This window comes from Endozoicomonas sp. 4G (assembly GCF_023822025.1).
In the GTDB taxonomy this organism is placed as follows: Bacteria; Pseudomonadota; Gammaproteobacteria; order Pseudomonadales; family Endozoicomonadaceae; genus Endozoicomonas_A.
Window position 1 is genome coordinate 4,067,973 of record NZ_CP082909.1, and the last position, 17,442, is coordinate 4,085,414.

Below are 17,442 nucleotides of genomic sequence, written 5' to 3' on the forward strand. Positions count from 1 at the left end.
AGGTACATTTTTCATATAGCGCAGAAATCCGGAGCAAGAAACAGGGTCGATAAAGGCGGTAGCGTCACCAGCAGCGAGTAATCATAACCATGGGTGTGATAATGCTCGGTATAAATGGCCTTGCTGTTAGCAACGCCACTCCCCCCAAAGCATTGGGCATCTGAATTCAGTATTTCTTTCCAGATGCCCTCGATGGGCACTCCGATCCTGTAATCTGTCCTGATTTCCGGCGTCATATTGGCCACCACAATGACGGGTGAACCTGAAAAACTTTTTCGAATAAATGCAAATACACTCTGCTGCTGGTCGTCCGCCACTACCCAGCCAAAACCATTGTGGTCATAATCCGACTTATACAGCGCAGGATAGGATTTATACAGGTGATTTAATGTTTTAACCAGCTGGTTGAGCCCCTGGCTGTAATGATTATTCTTAAGCAACTCCCAATCCAGCTGACCATCATGATCCCACTCATTCCTGCTGCCGATCTCAGAGCCCATAAACAGCAACTTCTTACCGGGATGCCCGAACATAAAGCCCAGGTAAGCACGTAAGTTAGCGTACTTTCGCCACTCATCACCCGGCATTTTTCCCAGTAGACTGCCATTGTCGTGCACGACTTCATCATGGGACAGCGCCAAAATAAAATGTTCGCTGTAGTGATAGGTCATGCTCTGCATCATTTCCCAATGATGATGACTACGATAAACAGGTTCCCGGGCCATGTAGCCAAGGGTGTCGTGCATCCAGCCCATATTCCATTTGTAGCCAAACCCCAACCCCCCGTCGTAAGTCGGCACAGAAACCCTGGGCCAATTGGTGGACTCCTCGGCAATCGAGATCTGATCCGGGTAGTGCAGATACAGGGTTTCGTTCAACTCCTTCAGGAACTGCACCGCTTCAATGTGTTCATTTGAGCCCATGCAATTGGGCTCCCACTCCCCTTCACTTCTGGAGTAGTCGAGATAGAGCATGGAAGCCACTGCATCCACCCGCACACCATCGAGATGAAAATGATCCAGCCAGTACATGGCATTACTGATCAGAAAATCTTTTACCTCTGGCTTACCATAGTCGTAAATATAGGACTGCCAGTCAGGATGCCAACCTCTTTTGGGATCAGCATGTTCATACAGGGCGGTACCATCAAAACGACCCAGACCATGAGAGTCAGAAGGAAAATGGGCAGGAACCCAGTCAAGAATGACGCCAATACCGGACTGATGACAGGCATCAATAAACGCTTTGAAATCATCCGGGCTGCCAAAACGGCTGGTGGGTGCAAACAGCCCTACCGGTTGATAGCCCCAGGATCCTGTGAAGGGATGCTCCATGGGGGGCATCAGTTCAATATGGGTAAACCCCATCTCGACCACGTAGGGAATTAACTGCTCAGCCAGGGCCTTGTAAGTGAGGCTTTGACCCTGCTCCTGACGCCAGGATCCCAGGTGCACTTCATAGATGCTGACGGGCCTGTCCAGACAGGAGTGATGCCTCCAGTGGTGATCTTGCCACTCATAGTTCAGGTGATCATAAACAATGGAAGCGTTACCGGGAGGCTGCTCGGCGAAATAACCATAGGGATCGGCCTTATGAGGCAGTAACCCCCCCTGTTGACTGCGAACTTCATATTTATAGAGATCGCCCGCCTTCACCCCCGGAATAAATAAACGCCAGACGCCGTCTTCTGAGCTGGCCATGGGGTGAATTCTGCCATCCCAGTCATTGAAACAGCCAATCAGGCTGACGCTTCTCGCGTGGGGCGCATAGACTCTGAAGATGACACCCTCTACGGAAACTTTCTCCTCAGGGTGCAGCGAAACCGGATGTGCGCCCATGTACCGATAGTTTCGGTAAGGCTCACGGTGTACATGACTCAGGACGTATGATTGAAACTGGTAGGGATCTATCAAGGTATACGACTGGTGATCTTTATTCGTGATCACCAGCTGGTACAGAAAAACAGAACAGCATTCTGGCAGTACCAGCTCAAACAGCCCCGGAGCGACCTGAGCCATCTCGCCCATGGCTTCGCCGGAAGTAAAGGCGATGACACTGACAGCATTGGCATCGGGCCGCCAGACCCTCAACAACAGGCCCCTTCCTTCAGGACGCTCATGAAATCCCAGCAGATTAAACGGCTCGGCACAGCGGCTATCAAGAAGATGACCGATCAGCGATTCGACAGGATTAGACATACAGGGAACAGCTTCTGTTTGTTCAACCCGACGTAGTATAGCGAAAGAGACTCCGTCAGGTAATGTCTGTCGTTTTACAGTTTACTCAAGCGTTACCCGGTTGGCTTCCTCAAGACTGGTCACCCCCTGTAAAACCTTTAACAGTCCGGACTGGCGAAGATTATTAAACCCCTCTTTCTGGGCAATTTCGGCAATCTGGAGCGAGTTGCCTTCTTCCATAATAATCTGTTGCAGGGCGGGTGTGATCTTCACGACTTCATAAATGCCGACACGGCCTTTGTAGCCCTTGCTGCATTGATCACATCCCTTGGGACCAAAAATTTTGGCCCCCTTGACCTGCGCTTCAGTAAAACCTTCTTCCAACAGCGTTTCTTTTGGGATGTCTTTTTGTTCTTTGCAGTTGCTGCATAAACGTCTGGCCAGACGCTGGGCAATGATCAGACTGACAGAGGTGGCAATGTTGAAGGAAGGAACTCCCATATTTTGCAGGCGGGTCAGAGTTTCCGGGGCACTGTTAGTATGCAGAGTGGACATAACCATGTGGCCCGTCTGGGCCGCTTTAATGGCGATGTTGGCCGTTTCCAGGTCCCGAATTTCCCCCACCATGATGATGTCGGGATCCTGACGAAGGAAGGCTCTTAGAGCCTGAGAAAAATCCATTCCCTGCTTCGGCCTGACGTTCACCTGGTTGATGCCTTCGAGATTGATTTCTACAGGATCCTCGGCTGTGGAAATATTTCTTTCCGGAGTATTAAGAATATTCAGGCCCGTATAAAGAGAAACCGTCTTACCAGAACCGGTGGGGCCCGTGACCAGAATCATACCCTGGGGCTGATGCAGGGCTTCCATGTACATGTCTTTCTGGATTTCTTCATAACCCAAAGCATCAATACCCATTTTGGCACTGGAGGGGTCAAGAATCCGCAGTACGATCTTTTCACCCCAGAGGGTAGGCAGAGTATTGACCCGGAAGTCGATGGATTTGCTTTTGGACAGACGCATTTTAATACGACCATCCTGAGGTTTACGCCGTTCTGAAATATCCATGGCGGACATAATTTTCAGACGGGATGCTATTCTCGGTGCCAGAGCTGAAGGAGGTTTGGCGATTTCCTGGAGCACACCGTCGGTGCGGAAGCGAACCCGATAGGTTTTTTCATAAGGTTCAAAGTGAAGATCTGACGCACCGGTTTTGATGGCGGTCAACAGCATTTTATTGACGAACTTTACTACCGGAGTATCGTCATCCTCTGTTGCCACTTCCTCATCAGTATTTTCAACGGCACCGACTTCCAAGTCTTCAAGATTATCAAATTCATCGTCATCGAAACTGGAAAGGTCATTCATGCCACTGTCCAGCAACCGATCAATGAACCTGTCCAGCTTATCTTCTTCAACCAGTACCGAATCCACCATAAGGCCGCTGCTGAACCGGATTTCGTCAATGCCGGTATGGTCACTGGGATCAACCACTGCGACAAACAGTCTGGTACCTCGTTGTATCAAGGGGATCAGTTTATGCTTGCGGATCAGTTTTTCCTGAACCAGACCTTTCGGGGCATTTTCAGGATCAAAGGCATCAAGATCCATGACCGGCATGCCAAACTCTTCGGCACTGGCCAGAGCTATATCTTTGGAGCTGAGCAGTTTTTTCCGGATCAGGTAGCTGGAAAGGGGCTGTTTGTTTTTTTCTGCCTGTGAAAGTGCAGAGCGCAGTGTCTCTTCATCAATCAGCTGGTCGACAACCAGTCGAGCAGCGAGTCCTGTCAGAGGTTTATCGGCCATGACTTGTAATCCGTTTTGTTCTTAACTCTGTTCGCTGATTTCCACTTTGACATACTCACCACCCTAAAGGGTAGCGATTCTGCACTAATTAGACAGTGCAGGCTTCAGCCTCACGGCTTTAGCAGTTTCCTGTTGCCGACGACATTACAGCATCGTTCGCTTGGCAGGCTCTAAGGGTATGACCTACCCCGAATTTCGTATATGCGCATTTATGCTAGAGGAAATGTAGCTACATCAACATCATATTTCAACGGAAAGTCTCTTCCAACATGAAACAAGCCATTACCCAAAGATAATGGCTTGTTTATAGCGAAGAGGCTGACCTTTAATGCCCGGCTGGTAAACTAAAGTGCAGCAGACGGGTTCGGGTCTTTTGGGATTCGCTTTCGCCGTTATCGTAGCTGACCAGCATGAACGTCCTGTCACCGTTTGACGTGTTAGGGCCCAGGGCAATCGCTTCAAAACCGGTCTCATGAATATCGAAATCGGGATTGTCCGGCATCAGATCCAGGGAGTCTTTGTGACTGCTGTCAAAGAGCAGGGTTTTAGACATAAAGTCTTTGGGGGTCTCCATAAATATTTTGTTCAGCTCGTCATCAGTGAACGCTCCACTGTCTTTGAAATTTTTGCCGCTGTGCAGGGCGACCAGATAAACCCGGGTGACAAAGGCGGTCTTCCGAGAAGTTTGAAAAGGAAGCTCTGTTTTCTCAAGGAACAGGGCATATTTGTCATTAAGCACCGCAATATCGCTAACGGTTCGAATCGGGTCACCCTTTAGCTGCTTTCTCACAACAGGGTTTACCACCAGAAGAGAAAAGTTATAGAGCTTCTCTGACAATATTGACACTTCACCTCTGGCAGGAAGCTGATCACTGTTCGGGTATTGTATGGGCATCGGCTCACCCTTTTTGTGCAGTTGCTCGGTAGTAAAGGTCACTACCCTGGCAGGCGGATTGGCTCCCTTGATTGTCCATTCGCGGGCATCCTGAACCAGAGCACCAGCGGTTGCAGCAACAAAAAGGTGGCTACCGGGAACACGGTCAAGACTCTTTATACCGAGTCCCTCTTGAATGCCGCGCAACCCTCTGTAAAGAGGAATCCAGTTGTTGTTTTCAAAATGCCTGGGCAGTCTGAATTCGCTATCCACCTGACCCGCTCGACGATCATTATCGGTGAGTAGAAATTTTGATGACAGACCCACATCGAAACGATGGACACCTTTCAAAAACTGAATGGGAACCTCCCGGAAGATATGCAGGAAGGCTGCCGGAATCAAATCAAAAATAGGGACAGGAAAAAACTCATGAGCGTCGTACCAGGCTTTCAGAAAACCATTGTTACGGGTTTCAAAACTGGTTTCGTCACGATTGGCGTGCCGGTAACCGTAGCCTGCATAGGCGGGGATATCGATAGCCCTGTAGTCAATAACGCCGAAAAAGCCTCTGTCACTCTGACTGGAGGAAATCAGCAGTTTGTTATCTTTGGTCGTCGTAATTGCGCTGGGGGCAATATGGCCATCATTCAACCAAAGAGGATCGGTTTTAGCATGCTTGCCTTCAGTGAGGTGGTACTCAAACACTTCATCATCAGGCAAGCTCTGGAGGTATCGACTGCTTGACTGATCCAGTTTAACCCCTCTCAGGTCGATCTCGTAGTAACGAGGCTTGGAAAAAACGCCCAAGCCATGACGGCCTGTAAAACCTGCCCCGGCATCTCCGGAAAGCAGGTAGAGCATTCCTGGTGAGCCACTCCCGTCAGCAGGTTCGAAATGAGCACCGGTGATATGAGTAACCCTTTTCTGGGAGGCCAAGGGCACTAAGTGACTTCCCAGATACCTGACCTCTTTGTGAGGGGGTGCTTTTCCTGAAGGTTCTGCTGACCAGCAGGGAACCGAAAGAAGGAAGCAAAGTGCAGAGCCAACCAAGGCACTTCTTCTTTTCATCATTGATAACAACACCTGAAGTGAAATAACCCCATAAAGATAGCCATAATTTTTCATTGCAGATGTATTTTTGACGGATTCCGATCTGAAGTCGGTTTTATAGTCATCGTATGTGAAGGTTTGGGAGTACGTGTCAGCAGTCTGTAATTGATGGAGAGAATCACTGTGACGGGCTTATCATCAGGTGTCGGTAAGGGCAGAGAGCGCTCAATGGCTTTCAGGCTGCTGGCTTCTAGTCCCTTTTTACCGGCCAGCATACTGACCTTGCCCAATGTTCCGTCAGAGTTGATGTCAATTTTTATTTTTACCTCACCTTCCAGTCGTCTCCTTTTAGCTTGATAGGGGTACACCTTATAGCGATTGATCCGGTATTGAAGCTGAGCCACCCACTCTTGAAAGGTCTCGGACTCTGTGCTTCCAGCTCCCTGGTTGGTCAGTTCAATACTTGCCTTTTCTGATGTCTGTTGACTGACAACCGGAGCGGGAGGCTCTGCTGGCTTGACGTCCTTGTGTTTTTTTTCTTTGTGGTCAGCTGGTTTTTTCGGAACCTTTTTCTTTTCCACCCTGGTCGTTATGGCTTCCTTGATCTCGGTTTTTTCGGTCGTTTGCGTGTGCTCAGTGCTTTCCCCCTGAGTATCCCGTTTTTGTGATTTCGAGTCGGCAGTCTCTTCGTCAATGCTCAGGTTTTCTTCAATAACAGAAGTTATCGAGGATTCAGGGGCGACCAGTTTGAATTGCATCCCCGGTGTTTTGGCAGCAGCCACCAACTCCCCGCCGATTAAGCTCAAAAACGAGGTATGAAAAATCAGTGACAGGATCAGGGGGAGAGCCAAGTGCCTGATGGTGGGCTCCTGTTTCTATTGGGCGATGAAAATCCCAAGACCCGGTATGACAAAAAAGGCCAACAGCAAATACAGGAACGCATAAGCGCGGTTCTTTACTGCCAGGTCAGACAGCTTCTCTGCCCCGTACAAAGGAATCTCACGTAACCACTTGATGCCAAAAATGAGCGCCACTGCAAACAGGTTGAAAAACAAGTGCACCAGGGCGATGGTCATTGCCGGTTCTGCTTCGGCACCGACAATGGCCGTTGCAGCCAGCAGGGCTGTGATGGTTGTCCCAATGTTGGCACCCAGAGTGACAGGGTACATCTGACGAACAGTGAACACACCACTGCCCACCAGAGGAACCATCAGGCTGGTGGTAGTAGACGACGATTGCACCATTACCGTCATGATGGTGCCGGAAGCGATACCTGAAACAGGGCCTCGCCCAATAGACTTGTGCAGTATATCCCTGGCACGTCCGACCAGAACTTTTTTTAGCAACTTGCCCAGTCTCACGACAGAGCTGAAAATCAGGAAGATACCAATGCCGATCATCGTCAGGCCACCCAGTGTGGTATCTGGCAGCAGCCCGGCAAACTCTTTGACAATATCCACGGCGGGTTTGGTCAGAGGCTTGACGAAATTCAGGCTGCCCACATCAATAGCGGAGCCACCGACTACGGCTGCGGCAACATGCCTTGAAATTGTGCTCAGAAAGCCGGTCAACAGTTCCAGTGGCAGCAGAATCAGAACCGCCAGATAGTTAAAAAAGTCATGAACCGTGGAAGCAGCAAAGGCCCGCTTAAAGGCTTTGTCACAACCCATATGACCCAGGCTGACCAGAGTGTTGGTGATGGTGGTACCAATATTGGCTCCCATAATCATGGGGATCGCCATGGTCACCGGCAAACCGCCCGCCACCAGACCCACGATAACAGAAGTCACTGTACTGGAAGACTGAACCAGAGCGGTTGCCAGGGTACCGGCAATCAGAGCCAGCACCGTGTTATTGGCAAAGCTGAACAGCTCGGCAGCAGCCTGCGCGCCGCCCACTGCCATTTTAAAACCGGAACCTACGACACTGACGGCAACCAGAAGGGCATAGATCCAGAGGGTAACCCTCATCCAGATACGGCCATAGTGTTTGCTGGTGAGTTTGTAGTCGGCGTTTTTGAGTTTATAGTCAGCGCTGGTGCTGGCTTGACTTATTACTTCAGACATTTTCTGCACCTTGGTGCTGTGTGAATAAAGTTTGCGGTCACCCAAGAACCTTATCGAACATCTGCACTTTAACGGTTTCTCCTGCATCAAGGTTGCCCTGAAGAGTCGGCAACACAATGAAACAGTTAGCCATGCTCATGGATCGGAGTATGCCCGATCCCTGACTTCCCGTTGTTACCACCTCGGCTTCTCCTTTCTCGTTAGTTGAGAGGATTCCCCTCTGGAACTCCAGACGGCCGGGTTGCTTCTTGAGGGGGGTGAGACAGGTTGCTGACAGTTCCGTCACAGGGGCGGGCTTTGCTCCCATCATACGACGCAACGCCGGTGCTGCCAGTTGTTGGAACGTCACCGTAGCGGAAACCGGATTGCCCGGAAGCCCGAAGAAAACACTGTTGGGAAGCCTGCCAAAGGCAAACGGCTTGCCGGGCTTAATGGCCAGTTTCCAGAAGGAAGTATGGCCTATTTCATTAAGAATATCTTTGACAAAGTCAGCTTCACCCACGGACACCCCTCCGGAAGTAATCACCACATCGGACTGCTGGTCAGCTTTCAGAAAGGCTTCCCGGATTTCGTCACGATTATCCTGAAGCTTACCAAGGTCGATCACTTCTGCACCCAGTCGCTTGAGCATCGCTGACACTGCAAATCTGTTGCTGTCGTATATATCGCCCAGCCCCAATGCTTCACCGGGCAGTTTCAGTTCATCTCCCGTAGAAAAGAGCGCTACTTTAATTTTGCGAATGACAGGAACACTGGGGATTCCCAGGGAAGCCAGTAGCCCTATATCCTGTGTTTTGAAGACGTGACCTTGCTCAAACACCTGACAGCCTTCAGGAATGTCCTCACCGGCATAACGAACATGACTGCCTGCCCGGGAGGGGAGCTTAGTGAAAGCAATGCCCTGCCCGGTTGTCTCTGTCTGTTCCTGCATGATGACCGTATCGGCCCCCTCGGGAATAGAAGCCCCGGTCATAATTCTTATACAGTGACCAGCAGGCAGAGTGCCCTGATAAGGATGCCCGGCCAGAGATTTTCCGGCCAGCGGCAGGACAGAATGTTGTGCCAGATCACTGAAACGCACGGCATATCCGTCCATGGCTGAATTATCATGGGAGGGAACATTGACCGGCGAAATGATCCTGTCGGCAAGCACCCTGTCCAGACAGTCCGTCAGAGCCACCGTTTCCGTTTCGGTAACGATCGGTGTTTCCGTCATCAGTTTCTCCAGCCCTTCATGCAGGGTCATCAACCCTGGAGTAGAACAGCAGTCAGTCATTGATAGGTCTCCTTTTTAAAACTGTGTTTGAAACAAAAACGACAAATGAATTCAGCAATCTGCTCCGGATGATTAAGGTCCAGCAGAGGAAGTTCTGGATTGTCAGTTAAGGGAGTATCACAGGCTATTGCAATAATATTGGGATCTTTCAGGTAAAGCAGGGGGCGATCCAGATCCTGGCGGTGCAGTTCAATCTTCGGAAAGGCTTCGTCCCTGAAACCTTCAACAATCACCAGATCAAGACGGCTAGAGTCCAGCAACTGCAGTTCAGCCATTAGCCGGGGATCATTCGGTGCTTTTTTCTCGGTGTAACAGATCGATCGTTCAGGCGTACTCAGAAGCAGCTGGCTGCTGCCCGACTGTCTGAGACGATAACTGTCTTTACCGGGGGTATCAGGATCAACGCTGTGATGTGATGCTTTGACTATTCCAACGTCCAGCCCCCTGTTTATCAGCAGGGGGAGCAACTGTTCCAGCAGGGTGGTTTTACCCGTACCGCTGAATGCAGCCAGCCCGATAATGGGCAGGGGGAAGGATTGCAGTGAGGGGGTCGGCATTTGCATTCCTGATCATTGATTGAGTGCGCGGAAGTCTATTGAAATATCCGTTGCTACTCAATCACTGGGCGGTGCAACCCCCTGATTGCCAACCACCGACCAAAGACTGGTACAATCGTCTTGTCGTGTCGGTCTGGACACTATTTTTCCGTTAGTTCTTCAGGTTTACAGCCTTATCGAAGCAGGAGCATTGGAGTAACCCTATGAATAAAAAGGAGCTGAGTGAGCGGGATATCTGCACTAAATACATTACGCCCGCTTTAGAGAAAGCTGGCTGGGATATACAAACGCAGATACGCGAGGAAGTCACATTTGCAGTAGGTCGGGTCACCCTGAAAGGAACCCTGTGCAGTCGTGGCGAAAAACGTCGGGCAGACTACCTGCTTTCCTATAACGATGGTTTGCCCATCGCTGTAATTGAGGCAAAAGACAATAATCACAGTGTGGGAGCCGGGTTACAGCAAGCTCTGGAATATTCCGATCATCTGGACACGCCCTTTGTATTTTCCAGTAATGGCGATGGCTTTATCTTCCACGACAAAACTGGCCTTTCAAAGGTTGTTGAATCCGAATTAACCATGGATCAGTTTCCATCTCCGGAAGCTTTATGGAAATCCTACTGTCAATGGAAACAGCTGACTGCTGCTGAGCAGCAAAGCATCAGTGCTCCGTTCCATATCGATAAAGACGGCAAAAGGCCGCGTTACTATCAGGCGAATGCGATCAACCGCACGATTGAGGCTATCGCCAGAGGTCAAGATCGCATTCTGCTGGTTATGGCTACGGGGACCGGCAAAACTTACACAGCATTCCAGATCATCTGGCGATTGTGGAAGTCGAAACAGAAGAAACGCATACTGTTTCTGGCCGATCGCAACATTCTGGTCGATCAGACTAAAAACAATGACTTCAAGCCCTTTGGCTCCGCCATGACGAAAATCACCAAACGGCAGGTCAACAAGTCCTTTCAAATTTACCTCTGCCTGTATCAGGCTGTGACAGGCAAAACGGAAGAGCAAAACATCTTTAAACAGTTCTCGCCCGATTTCTTTGACCTGATCGTTGTGGATGAGTGTCACCGTGGCAGCGCCAAAAAAAACTCCGCATGGCGGGAAGTATTGGACTACTTTTGGGGCGCTAGCCAGATCGGCCTGACCGCCACACCGAAAGAGACCAAAGATGTCTCCAACGCGACCTACTTTGGCGAACCGGTATACACCTATTCATTGAAGCAGGGGATTGACGACGGCTACCTGGCACCCTACAAAGTCATCCGTATCGACATAGACGTAGACTTGGATAGCTGGAGGCCGAAACCCGGCCAGCAAGACAAATACGGCAACCTGATTGAAGACCGTATTTATAATCGCAAAGACATCAACCGCCACATTGCCTTTGATGAGCGTACTCAACTGGTCGCCATGAAAATCACCGAATACCTCCAGCAAACCGGTGAATTTCAGAAGACCATCGTCTTCTGTGACGACACCGACCATGCCGAAAGCATGCGCCGTGCCCTGGTCAACCTGAACCCGGAACGGGTCGCAGAGAACCGTAAATACATCATGCGCATCACCGGAGAGGATAAAGACGGTAAGGCCGAGCTGGATAACTTTATCAACCCGGAATCCCGTTACCCGGTCATCGCCACCACCAGCAAACTGCTGAGTACCGGGGTCGATGCCAAAACCTGCAAACTCGTGGTACTGGACCAGAACATCGAATCCATGACCGAGTTCAAACAGATCATTGGCCGGGGTACCCGCATTGATGAAGAGCACGACAAATACTGGTTCACCATCATGGACTTTAAAGGTGCGACCAAACTCTTCAAAGATGAGAAGTTTGATGGCGACCCAGATGTTATCTACGAACCGAAGCCAGACAAGAAGACATTGCCGCCCGGTGGAGTCGGCGAACCTCGCATCAAATACCAGGTAAAGGGTGAAAACATTAACATCGCCAGCATCCGTGAACAGCACATGACCATGGATGGTGAACTGGTCACCACCTCACTGCAAGACCACACCTGCGACAAAGTAAAACAGCAGTTCAAGAGTCTTGATGAGTTTCTGCGCAAATGGTCCACGGCGGATAAAAAGCAGGCCATCATCAAAGAACTCTCCGAACAGGGCGTCTACTGGGAGGAACTGCAGGTATTGGTGAAAGAGAAGCAAGGCGTTGATATGGATCCCTTCGACCTCATCTGCCATGTGGTCTACGATCAACCGGCGCTCACCCGCAAAGAGCGGGCCGATCAGGTGATCAAACGGGATTACTTTACCCGCTACGAGGGGCAGGCCCGGAAGGTGCTGGAGGCTTTGCTGGAAAAATATGCCGATAACGGTATCGAGCCCATTGAAGATGTTAAGATCCTCTACCTGGCGCCCTTTTCCACCCTTGGCTCCCCAATGGAGCTGATCGAATCCTTCGGGGGCAGGCAAGAGTACCAGAAAGCGGTACAATCCCTTGAGCAGGAAATCTACGCCAGCCTCGCTTAACCTCCCTTATTATTTTTACCCTGCGGCAGTCCGCCGAGACTGCCCTGATTGAACAGTATTCAGGAAACCAGCATGTCTATCAGTTCCACCATCAAAGCCATTCAGGACATTATGCGTAAAGACGTCGGTGTCGATGGTGATGCCCAGCGAATCGGCCAGTTGGTCTGGATGCTGTTCCTGAAAATCTACGACGACCGTGAGCGGGAATGGGAGCTAATGAACGACAATTACCGTTCACCTATCCCGGAGAAACTGCGTTGGCGTCACTGGGCAGCAGACGACGAAGGCATTACCGGTAATGACCTGAAAACCTTTATTGACGACGAACTGTTTGACGGCTTGCAACGACTGCCCGGCGTTCGCGATGACCCACGTGCCGCCGTGATTCAAAGCGTTTTTGAAGATGCCTACAACTACATGAAGTCCGGCCAGCTGATTCGCGAGGTCATCAACAAAATCCAGGCGGGTATCGACTTCAACAAATCCAAAGAGCGTCACGCCTTTGGGGATATGTATGAGCAGATTCTGAAAGACCTGCAAAGCGCTGGCAATGCCGGGGAGTTCTACACGCCAAGGGCGGTCACCGAATTTATGGTCAACCGGGTAGACCCGAAGCTCGGCGAATCAGTCATGGATCCTGCGTGCGGCACCGGCGGCTTCCTCACCTGCACCATCGAGCACAAGCGCAAGCACTATGTGCACACCCCGGAAGATGCGCAGGCACTTCAGGCCAGCATTCATGGCGTCGAGAAAAAACCCCTGCCTCACCTGCTGGCCACCACCAATATGATCCTGCACGGCATTGAGGTACCCAACCAGATACGGCACGACAACACCCTGAAAAAGCCCTACAACGACTGGTCAGAGAAAGACCGGGTGAACGTCATCGTTGCCAATCCTCCCTTTGGTGGCATGGAAGAAGACGGTATCGAAAGCAACTTCCCCACTGCCTTTCGCACCCGTGAAACCGCCGACCTCTTTATGCTGTTGTTCATTCATCTGCTGAAAGACGGTGGTCGTGCAGCCGTAGTACTGCCCGATGGCTTTATGTTTGGCGATGGCATGAAAGCCCGCCTCAAGGAAAAACTGCTGACGGAGTGCAACCTGCACACCGTCGTGCGCCTGCCCAAGAAAGTCTTTGCGCCCTATACCGACATTTCCACCAACCTGCTGTTCTTCACCAAAGGCCAGCCCACCGACACCATCTGGTTCTATGAGCACCCTTACCCGGAAGGTCAGAAAAGTTACAGCAAAACCAAACCCATGCGGTTTGACGAGTTTGCCCCTGAAATCCAGTGGTGGGGCGATGAAGCCGATGGATTTAGCACCCGTACCGAGTCAGAGCAGGCATGGGCGGTGGATTTCAAACAGATCATGGAAGACGCCAGGGCCAAGGCCAAACCCCACTGGGACAAGGCTAATGAACTGGGCGATGAGATATCCGGCCTGACTTCTCTTGTCCGACAGCTTAAAAACCAACTGAAAGAGCTGGACAAGAAAAGTCCGGAACGCCCGGTACTGAATCAGCAGATTGGCCAGCACAGTGCCGAAATCAAAACCCTGAAAGCAAAGGCCAGCAAAGCCAAAGAGGCCGGTGATGCCCTGTACTGGCCGATCTTCAACCTGAACATAAAAAACCCGCACCGGGCAGAGCAGGTGAGCCACGACCCAAAAGTACTGCTGGCACACTACCAGCAGCAGCAACAGTCCATGACCGACACCCGTCGTAAAATCAAGGCGATTCTGGATGTTGCCCTGTCGTCTACAACGGGGGAACAAGCATGATTGAGACGATGCTGACTGAACATCTGGAGCTGTTGACGACAACCCACACCACCCGTTCAGCCAGTGGCCGGGGCAAAGGTAACAAACTGGAACTGACGGGTATTAAAAAGCTGCGGGAGTTGATTCTGGAGCTGGCGGTGCGGGGGAAGCTGGTGGCGCAGAATCCGGAGGATGAACCGGCTTCTGTGCTGTTGGAGCGGATTAGAGTAGAGAGAGAAAGATTAGCAAAGAGCAAGCAAATCAAGAAACCCAAAAAGTTTTCTGACATCAAAGATGAGGAAAAGCCTTACAGTAACCTCCCGTTTCAATGGCAGTGGGTAAGGCTAAATGATTTAGGTGATTGGGGGGCAGGTGCCACACCTAAGAGAGGAAATTCTGAGTTCTACGGAGGTGATATTCCTTGGTTCAAATCAGGTGAACTGGTTGCTGACTACATTTTCCAATCTGAAGAAACAGTTACAGAAGCGGCTCTTAAAAAAACGTCACTTAGATATAACAATATCGGTGATGTGCTTGTCGCAATGTACGGGGCAACAATTGGTAAAACTGCAATTCTAAATGTCAGGGCTACCACGAACCAAGCAGTATGTGCCTGCACCCCATTTACAGGTTTTATAAATACATACCTTTTAGTTGTACTCAAAGCCTTCAAAGGCCGGTTGATCAATATGGGAGCAGGAGGAGCCCAACCCAATATCTCAAAAGAGAAAATAATTACCAGTGTCATAGCCCTTCCACCTGAAGCTGAACAGCACCGCATCGTAACCAAGGTCGATGAACTGATGACCCTGTGCGACCAACTGGAACAGGAAGAAACCGACAGCATCGCCGCCCACCAAACGCTGGTGGATGCCATGCTCACCACCCTGACCGACAGCAAAGACGCCTCCGAACTGGCAGAAAACTGGTCACTGGTGGCAGAGCATTTCGACACCCTGTTCACCACCGAAGCCAGCATTACCCGACTGCGACAGACCATTCTGCAACTGGCGGTCATGGGGCGACTGGTGCCACAGAACCCAGAAGATGAACCGGCAGCCAAGCTGTTGGAGCGTATTGCGGCAGAGAAAGTAAAACTAATTGCAGAGAAGCAGATCGCTAAACAAAAGCCGTTGCCAACCATCACTGATGAAGACATGCCATTTGAACTACCCTATGGCTGGTCCTGGGCTCGTCTGGAAGATGTCGTTGTTATTTATAGTGGCATTACTAAAGGTAGAAAGCTGGGAGATCGGGAGTTGGTTTCCGTACCTTATCTGCGTGTCGCCAATGTGCAACGTGCTCATCTGGTACTGGATAAAATCAAGGCTCTTCAGGGATATCTGTGGGTAAAACCAGCCAGCCTGTGAGGATAAAGCTACAGAGTAACCTCTAAGTTGGAAACAAATAGTCGGCACATGAAGGATTGGAAACCGCTGACTCTGCAAACCAGTTTGCAACGCTATCAGCGCCCTGAGGTTAGCAAACCAGTTCTTAAGAGGTATCCGCGGGTAAGAATGATCAAACTTAAAGGTAGAAGCACCAGCGGCTGATTTCTGGTAGTTTTTTGTTAGCAGACAAAAAAACAGAAGAGACCGCTGATGCTAATAAAAACTATCCTAAATAAAGTGCATAAACTCAAGTCATTTGTTTATCAGGATGTCCAATTCGGCAATTATCAGGGTGAAGATGTGTTCAATGTCACCGTGGTTCCAAGGAAGAACAGTCGGGCTCTCTGCTCTGGCTGCCAAAAACCAGCACCAGGCTATGATCACCTTACTGAACGCCGTTTCGAGTTTGTTCCCCTCTGGGGAATCAGAGTTTTCTTGCTCTATAGAATGCGCCGAGTGGAATGTAAGACATGCGGCGTAAAGGTTGAGCAAGTTCCATGGGCTGAAGGTAAAAAGGAACTGACCAAAGTCTACATGCAATTCCTGGCAAACTGGGCCAGAAAACTTTCCTGGAAGGAGGTTGCCAGTACTTTCAATACTTCGTGGGAAAAAGTATTTCATGCTGTGGAGTACATGGTTGAGTGGGGCAAAGCAAATCGCTCACTCGACCATATCAAGGCTATTGGGGTTGATGAAGTGTCTTACCAGGTTGGGCACAAATACCTGACAGTGGTTTACCAGATTGATCGTGGTTGTACCCGGCTGTTGTGGGTTGGTAAGGACCGTACAGAAGCGACGATTCGTAGCTTTTTCTCTTTCTTTGGCCCCGAACGTAGTGAGCGATTGGAGTATGTCTGCTCTGACATGTGGAAGCCCTACGTAAAAGCAATCACTGAGTTTGCCAGTCAGGCGCTGCATATTCTGGATCGATTTCATATTGTCTCCATGCTGAACAAAGCTATCGATGAGGTCAGGGCATCAGAACAAAAACAGCTTCAGGCTGATGGTTATGAGCCTGTTTTGAAGAAGACTCGTTGGTGTCTCCTCAAACGGAAGGAGAACCTGACCGAGAAAGAGGAGATCAAGTTAAATACGGTACTCCAGTATAACCTCAAAAGTGTCAGGGCTTATCTGCTCAAGGAAGAGTTTCAAGTGTTCTGGGACTACATATCACCACACTGGGCAGGGAAGTATCTGGATCGGTGGTGCACAAGAGTCATGAGGTCAAAGATAGAACCCATGAAGAAAGTAGCCAAAACTGTTCGACGACACAGGCCGTTGATTCTGAATTGGTTCAAGGCAAAAAAGGCATTTTCCAGCGGAATTGTTGAAGGTCTGAACACCAAGGTAAAACTCACTACGAGAAAATCGTACGGTTTTAGGACCTACAAATGTGCAGAAATTGCTTTATATCATGCACTGGGCCATCTGCCTGAACCAGAAATGACCCACAGATTTTACTGACGAGGCAAAATCAAAGAGGTTGAGATACCGGTTGAGGAGCGGGATAAATATCAGGTCAAAGCCCGTGATCTTCTGATTACGGAAGGAGGGGACTGGGACAAGGTTGGACGCACAGCTATATGGTCAGACGAACTGCCTTACATGGCTCATCAGAACCATGTTTTCAAGGCTCGCATATTTTTATCTGAACAGAGTGAACTCTGGCTTGAACGTTATCTGAATGGCCCGTTAGCAAGACAGTACTTTGCCCGGTCAAGCAAGCAGACTACCAATCTCGCCTCAATCAACAAAACCCAACTACGGGGTTGTCCAGTCGCAATACCTCCCACAGCTGAAAAAGATCGCATCGTCACCCGAGTCAACGAACTCATGACCCTCTGCGACACCCTCCAACAACAGCTACAACAGGCCCAAACCACCCAACAGCAACTGGCAACGGCCATGGTCGAAGAAACTATTGGCTGACAGGCAAAAGAGCCACTGGGGAAAATCGGGATAGGGCGTAGCCTCACAGCT

12 protein-coding genes are annotated in these 17,442 nt (G+C 50.1%); 5 read left to right on the forward strand and 7 right to left on the reverse strand.

The genetic code is table 11. The annotated features are described in order from the left end of the window. Window positions 1-11 precede the first annotated feature (11 nt). The 7 genes from glgB to mobB all read right to left on the reverse strand — a co-directional run bounded on the left by glgB (window position 12) and on the right by mobB (window position 9,806). On the reverse strand, window positions 12-2,198 hold the full coding sequence (gene glgB / locus K7B67_RS15870; RefSeq protein WP_252176858.1) for a 1,4-alpha-glucan branching protein GlgB: 2,187 nt from the start codon (window positions 2,196-2,198) through the stop codon (window positions 12-14). 81 nt (window positions 2,199-2,279) lie between these two features. Next, a complete protein-coding gene (gene pilB, locus K7B67_RS15875; protein WP_252176859.1) occupies window positions 2,280-3,983 on the reverse strand; it encodes a type IV-A pilus assembly ATPase PilB in 1,704 nt (567 codons plus the stop codon). Window positions 3,984-4,308: 325 nt separating this feature from the next. Then, entirely contained in the window at window positions 4,309-5,799 is a 1,491-nt protein-coding gene (locus K7B67_RS15880; RefSeq protein ID WP_252176860.1) for an esterase-like activity of phytase family protein, read from the reverse strand. 179 nt (window positions 5,800-5,978) lie between these two features. Next, window positions 5,979-6,689 (reverse strand): energy transducer TonB, encoded by a 711-nt coding sequence (locus K7B67_RS15885; RefSeq protein WP_252176861.1) that lies wholly within the window; start codon window positions 6,687-6,689, stop codon window positions 5,979-5,981. 93 nt (window positions 6,690-6,782) lie between these two features. Further along, on the reverse strand, window positions 6,783-7,973 hold the full coding sequence (locus tag K7B67_RS15890) for a Na/Pi symporter (protein ID WP_252176862.1): 1,191 nt from the start codon (window positions 7,971-7,973) through the stop codon (window positions 6,783-6,785). Between the two features lie 37 nt (window positions 7,974-8,010). Next, window positions 8,011-9,249 (reverse strand): molybdopterin molybdotransferase MoeA, encoded by a 1,239-nt coding sequence (gene moeA, locus K7B67_RS15895; RefSeq protein WP_252176863.1) that lies wholly within the window; start codon window positions 9,247-9,249, stop codon window positions 8,011-8,013. Further along, entirely contained in the window at window positions 9,246-9,806 is a 561-nt protein-coding gene (mobB, locus tag K7B67_RS15900; RefSeq protein ID WP_252176864.1) for a molybdopterin-guanine dinucleotide biosynthesis protein B, read from the reverse strand. The genes moeA and mobB overlap by 4 nt, the downstream gene beginning before the upstream one ends. Before the next feature lie 203 nt (window positions 9,807-10,009). Between mobB and K7B67_RS15905 the strand changes: the two genes are divergently transcribed. From K7B67_RS15905 to K7B67_RS15925, 5 genes are all read left to right on the forward strand, one after another. Beyond that, window positions 10,010-12,307: a DEAD/DEAH box helicase family protein gene (locus K7B67_RS15905; RefSeq protein ID WP_252176865.1), complete on the forward strand. Its 2,298-nt coding sequence runs from the start codon at window positions 10,010-10,012 to the stop codon at window positions 12,305-12,307. 72 nt (window positions 12,308-12,379) lie between these two features. Then, window positions 12,380-14,092 (forward strand): class I SAM-dependent DNA methyltransferase, encoded by a 1,713-nt coding sequence (locus K7B67_RS15910; protein WP_252176866.1) that lies wholly within the window; start codon window positions 12,380-12,382, stop codon window positions 14,090-14,092. A 119-nt stretch (window positions 14,093-14,211) separates the two neighbouring features. Continuing rightward, window positions 14,212-15,441, forward strand: a complete 1,230-nt coding sequence (locus K7B67_RS15915) for a restriction endonuclease subunit S (protein WP_252176867.1) — start codon at window positions 14,212-14,214, stop codon at window positions 15,439-15,441. Between the two features lie 231 nt (window positions 15,442-15,672). Beyond that, complete coding sequence (locus K7B67_RS15920) at window positions 15,673-16,926, forward strand: ISL3 family transposase (protein ID WP_252176868.1); 1,254 nt, start codon at window positions 15,673-15,675, stop codon at window positions 16,924-16,926. Between the two features lie 24 nt (window positions 16,927-16,950). After that, entirely contained in the window at window positions 16,951-17,391 is a 441-nt protein-coding gene (locus tag K7B67_RS15925; RefSeq protein WP_256484871.1) for a restriction endonuclease subunit S, read from the forward strand. The last annotated feature ends 51 nt before the right edge of the window (window positions 17,392-17,442 follow it).

Bases quoted from the DNA above. Each gene is read 5' to 3' on its own strand.
- glgB (WP_252176858.1), bottom strand. From the start codon at position 2,198: ATGTCTAATCCTGTCGAATCGCTGATCGGTCATCTTCTTGATAGCCGC.
- pilB (WP_252176859.1), bottom strand. From the start codon at position 3,983: ATGGCCGATAAACCTCTGACAGGACTCGCTGCTCGACTGGTTGTCGAC.
- K7B67_RS15890 (WP_252176862.1), bottom strand. From the start codon at position 7,973: ATGTCTGAAGTAATAAGTCAAGCCAGCACCAGCGCTGACTATAAACTC.
- moeA (WP_252176863.1), bottom strand. From the start codon at position 9,249: ATGACTGACTGCTGTTCTACTCCAGGGTTGATGACCCTGCATGAAGGG.
- mobB (WP_252176864.1), bottom strand. From the start codon at position 9,806: ATGCCGACCCCCTCACTGCAATCCTTCCCCCTGCCCATTATCGGGCTG.
- K7B67_RS15905 (WP_252176865.1), top strand. From the start codon at position 10,010: ATGAATAAAAAGGAGCTGAGTGAGCGGGATATCTGCACTAAATACATT.
- K7B67_RS15910 (WP_252176866.1), top strand. From the start codon at position 12,380: ATGTCTATCAGTTCCACCATCAAAGCCATTCAGGACATTATGCGTAAA.
- K7B67_RS15920 (WP_252176868.1), top strand. From the start codon at position 15,673: ATGCTAATAAAAACTATCCTAAATAAAGTGCATAAACTCAAGTCATTT.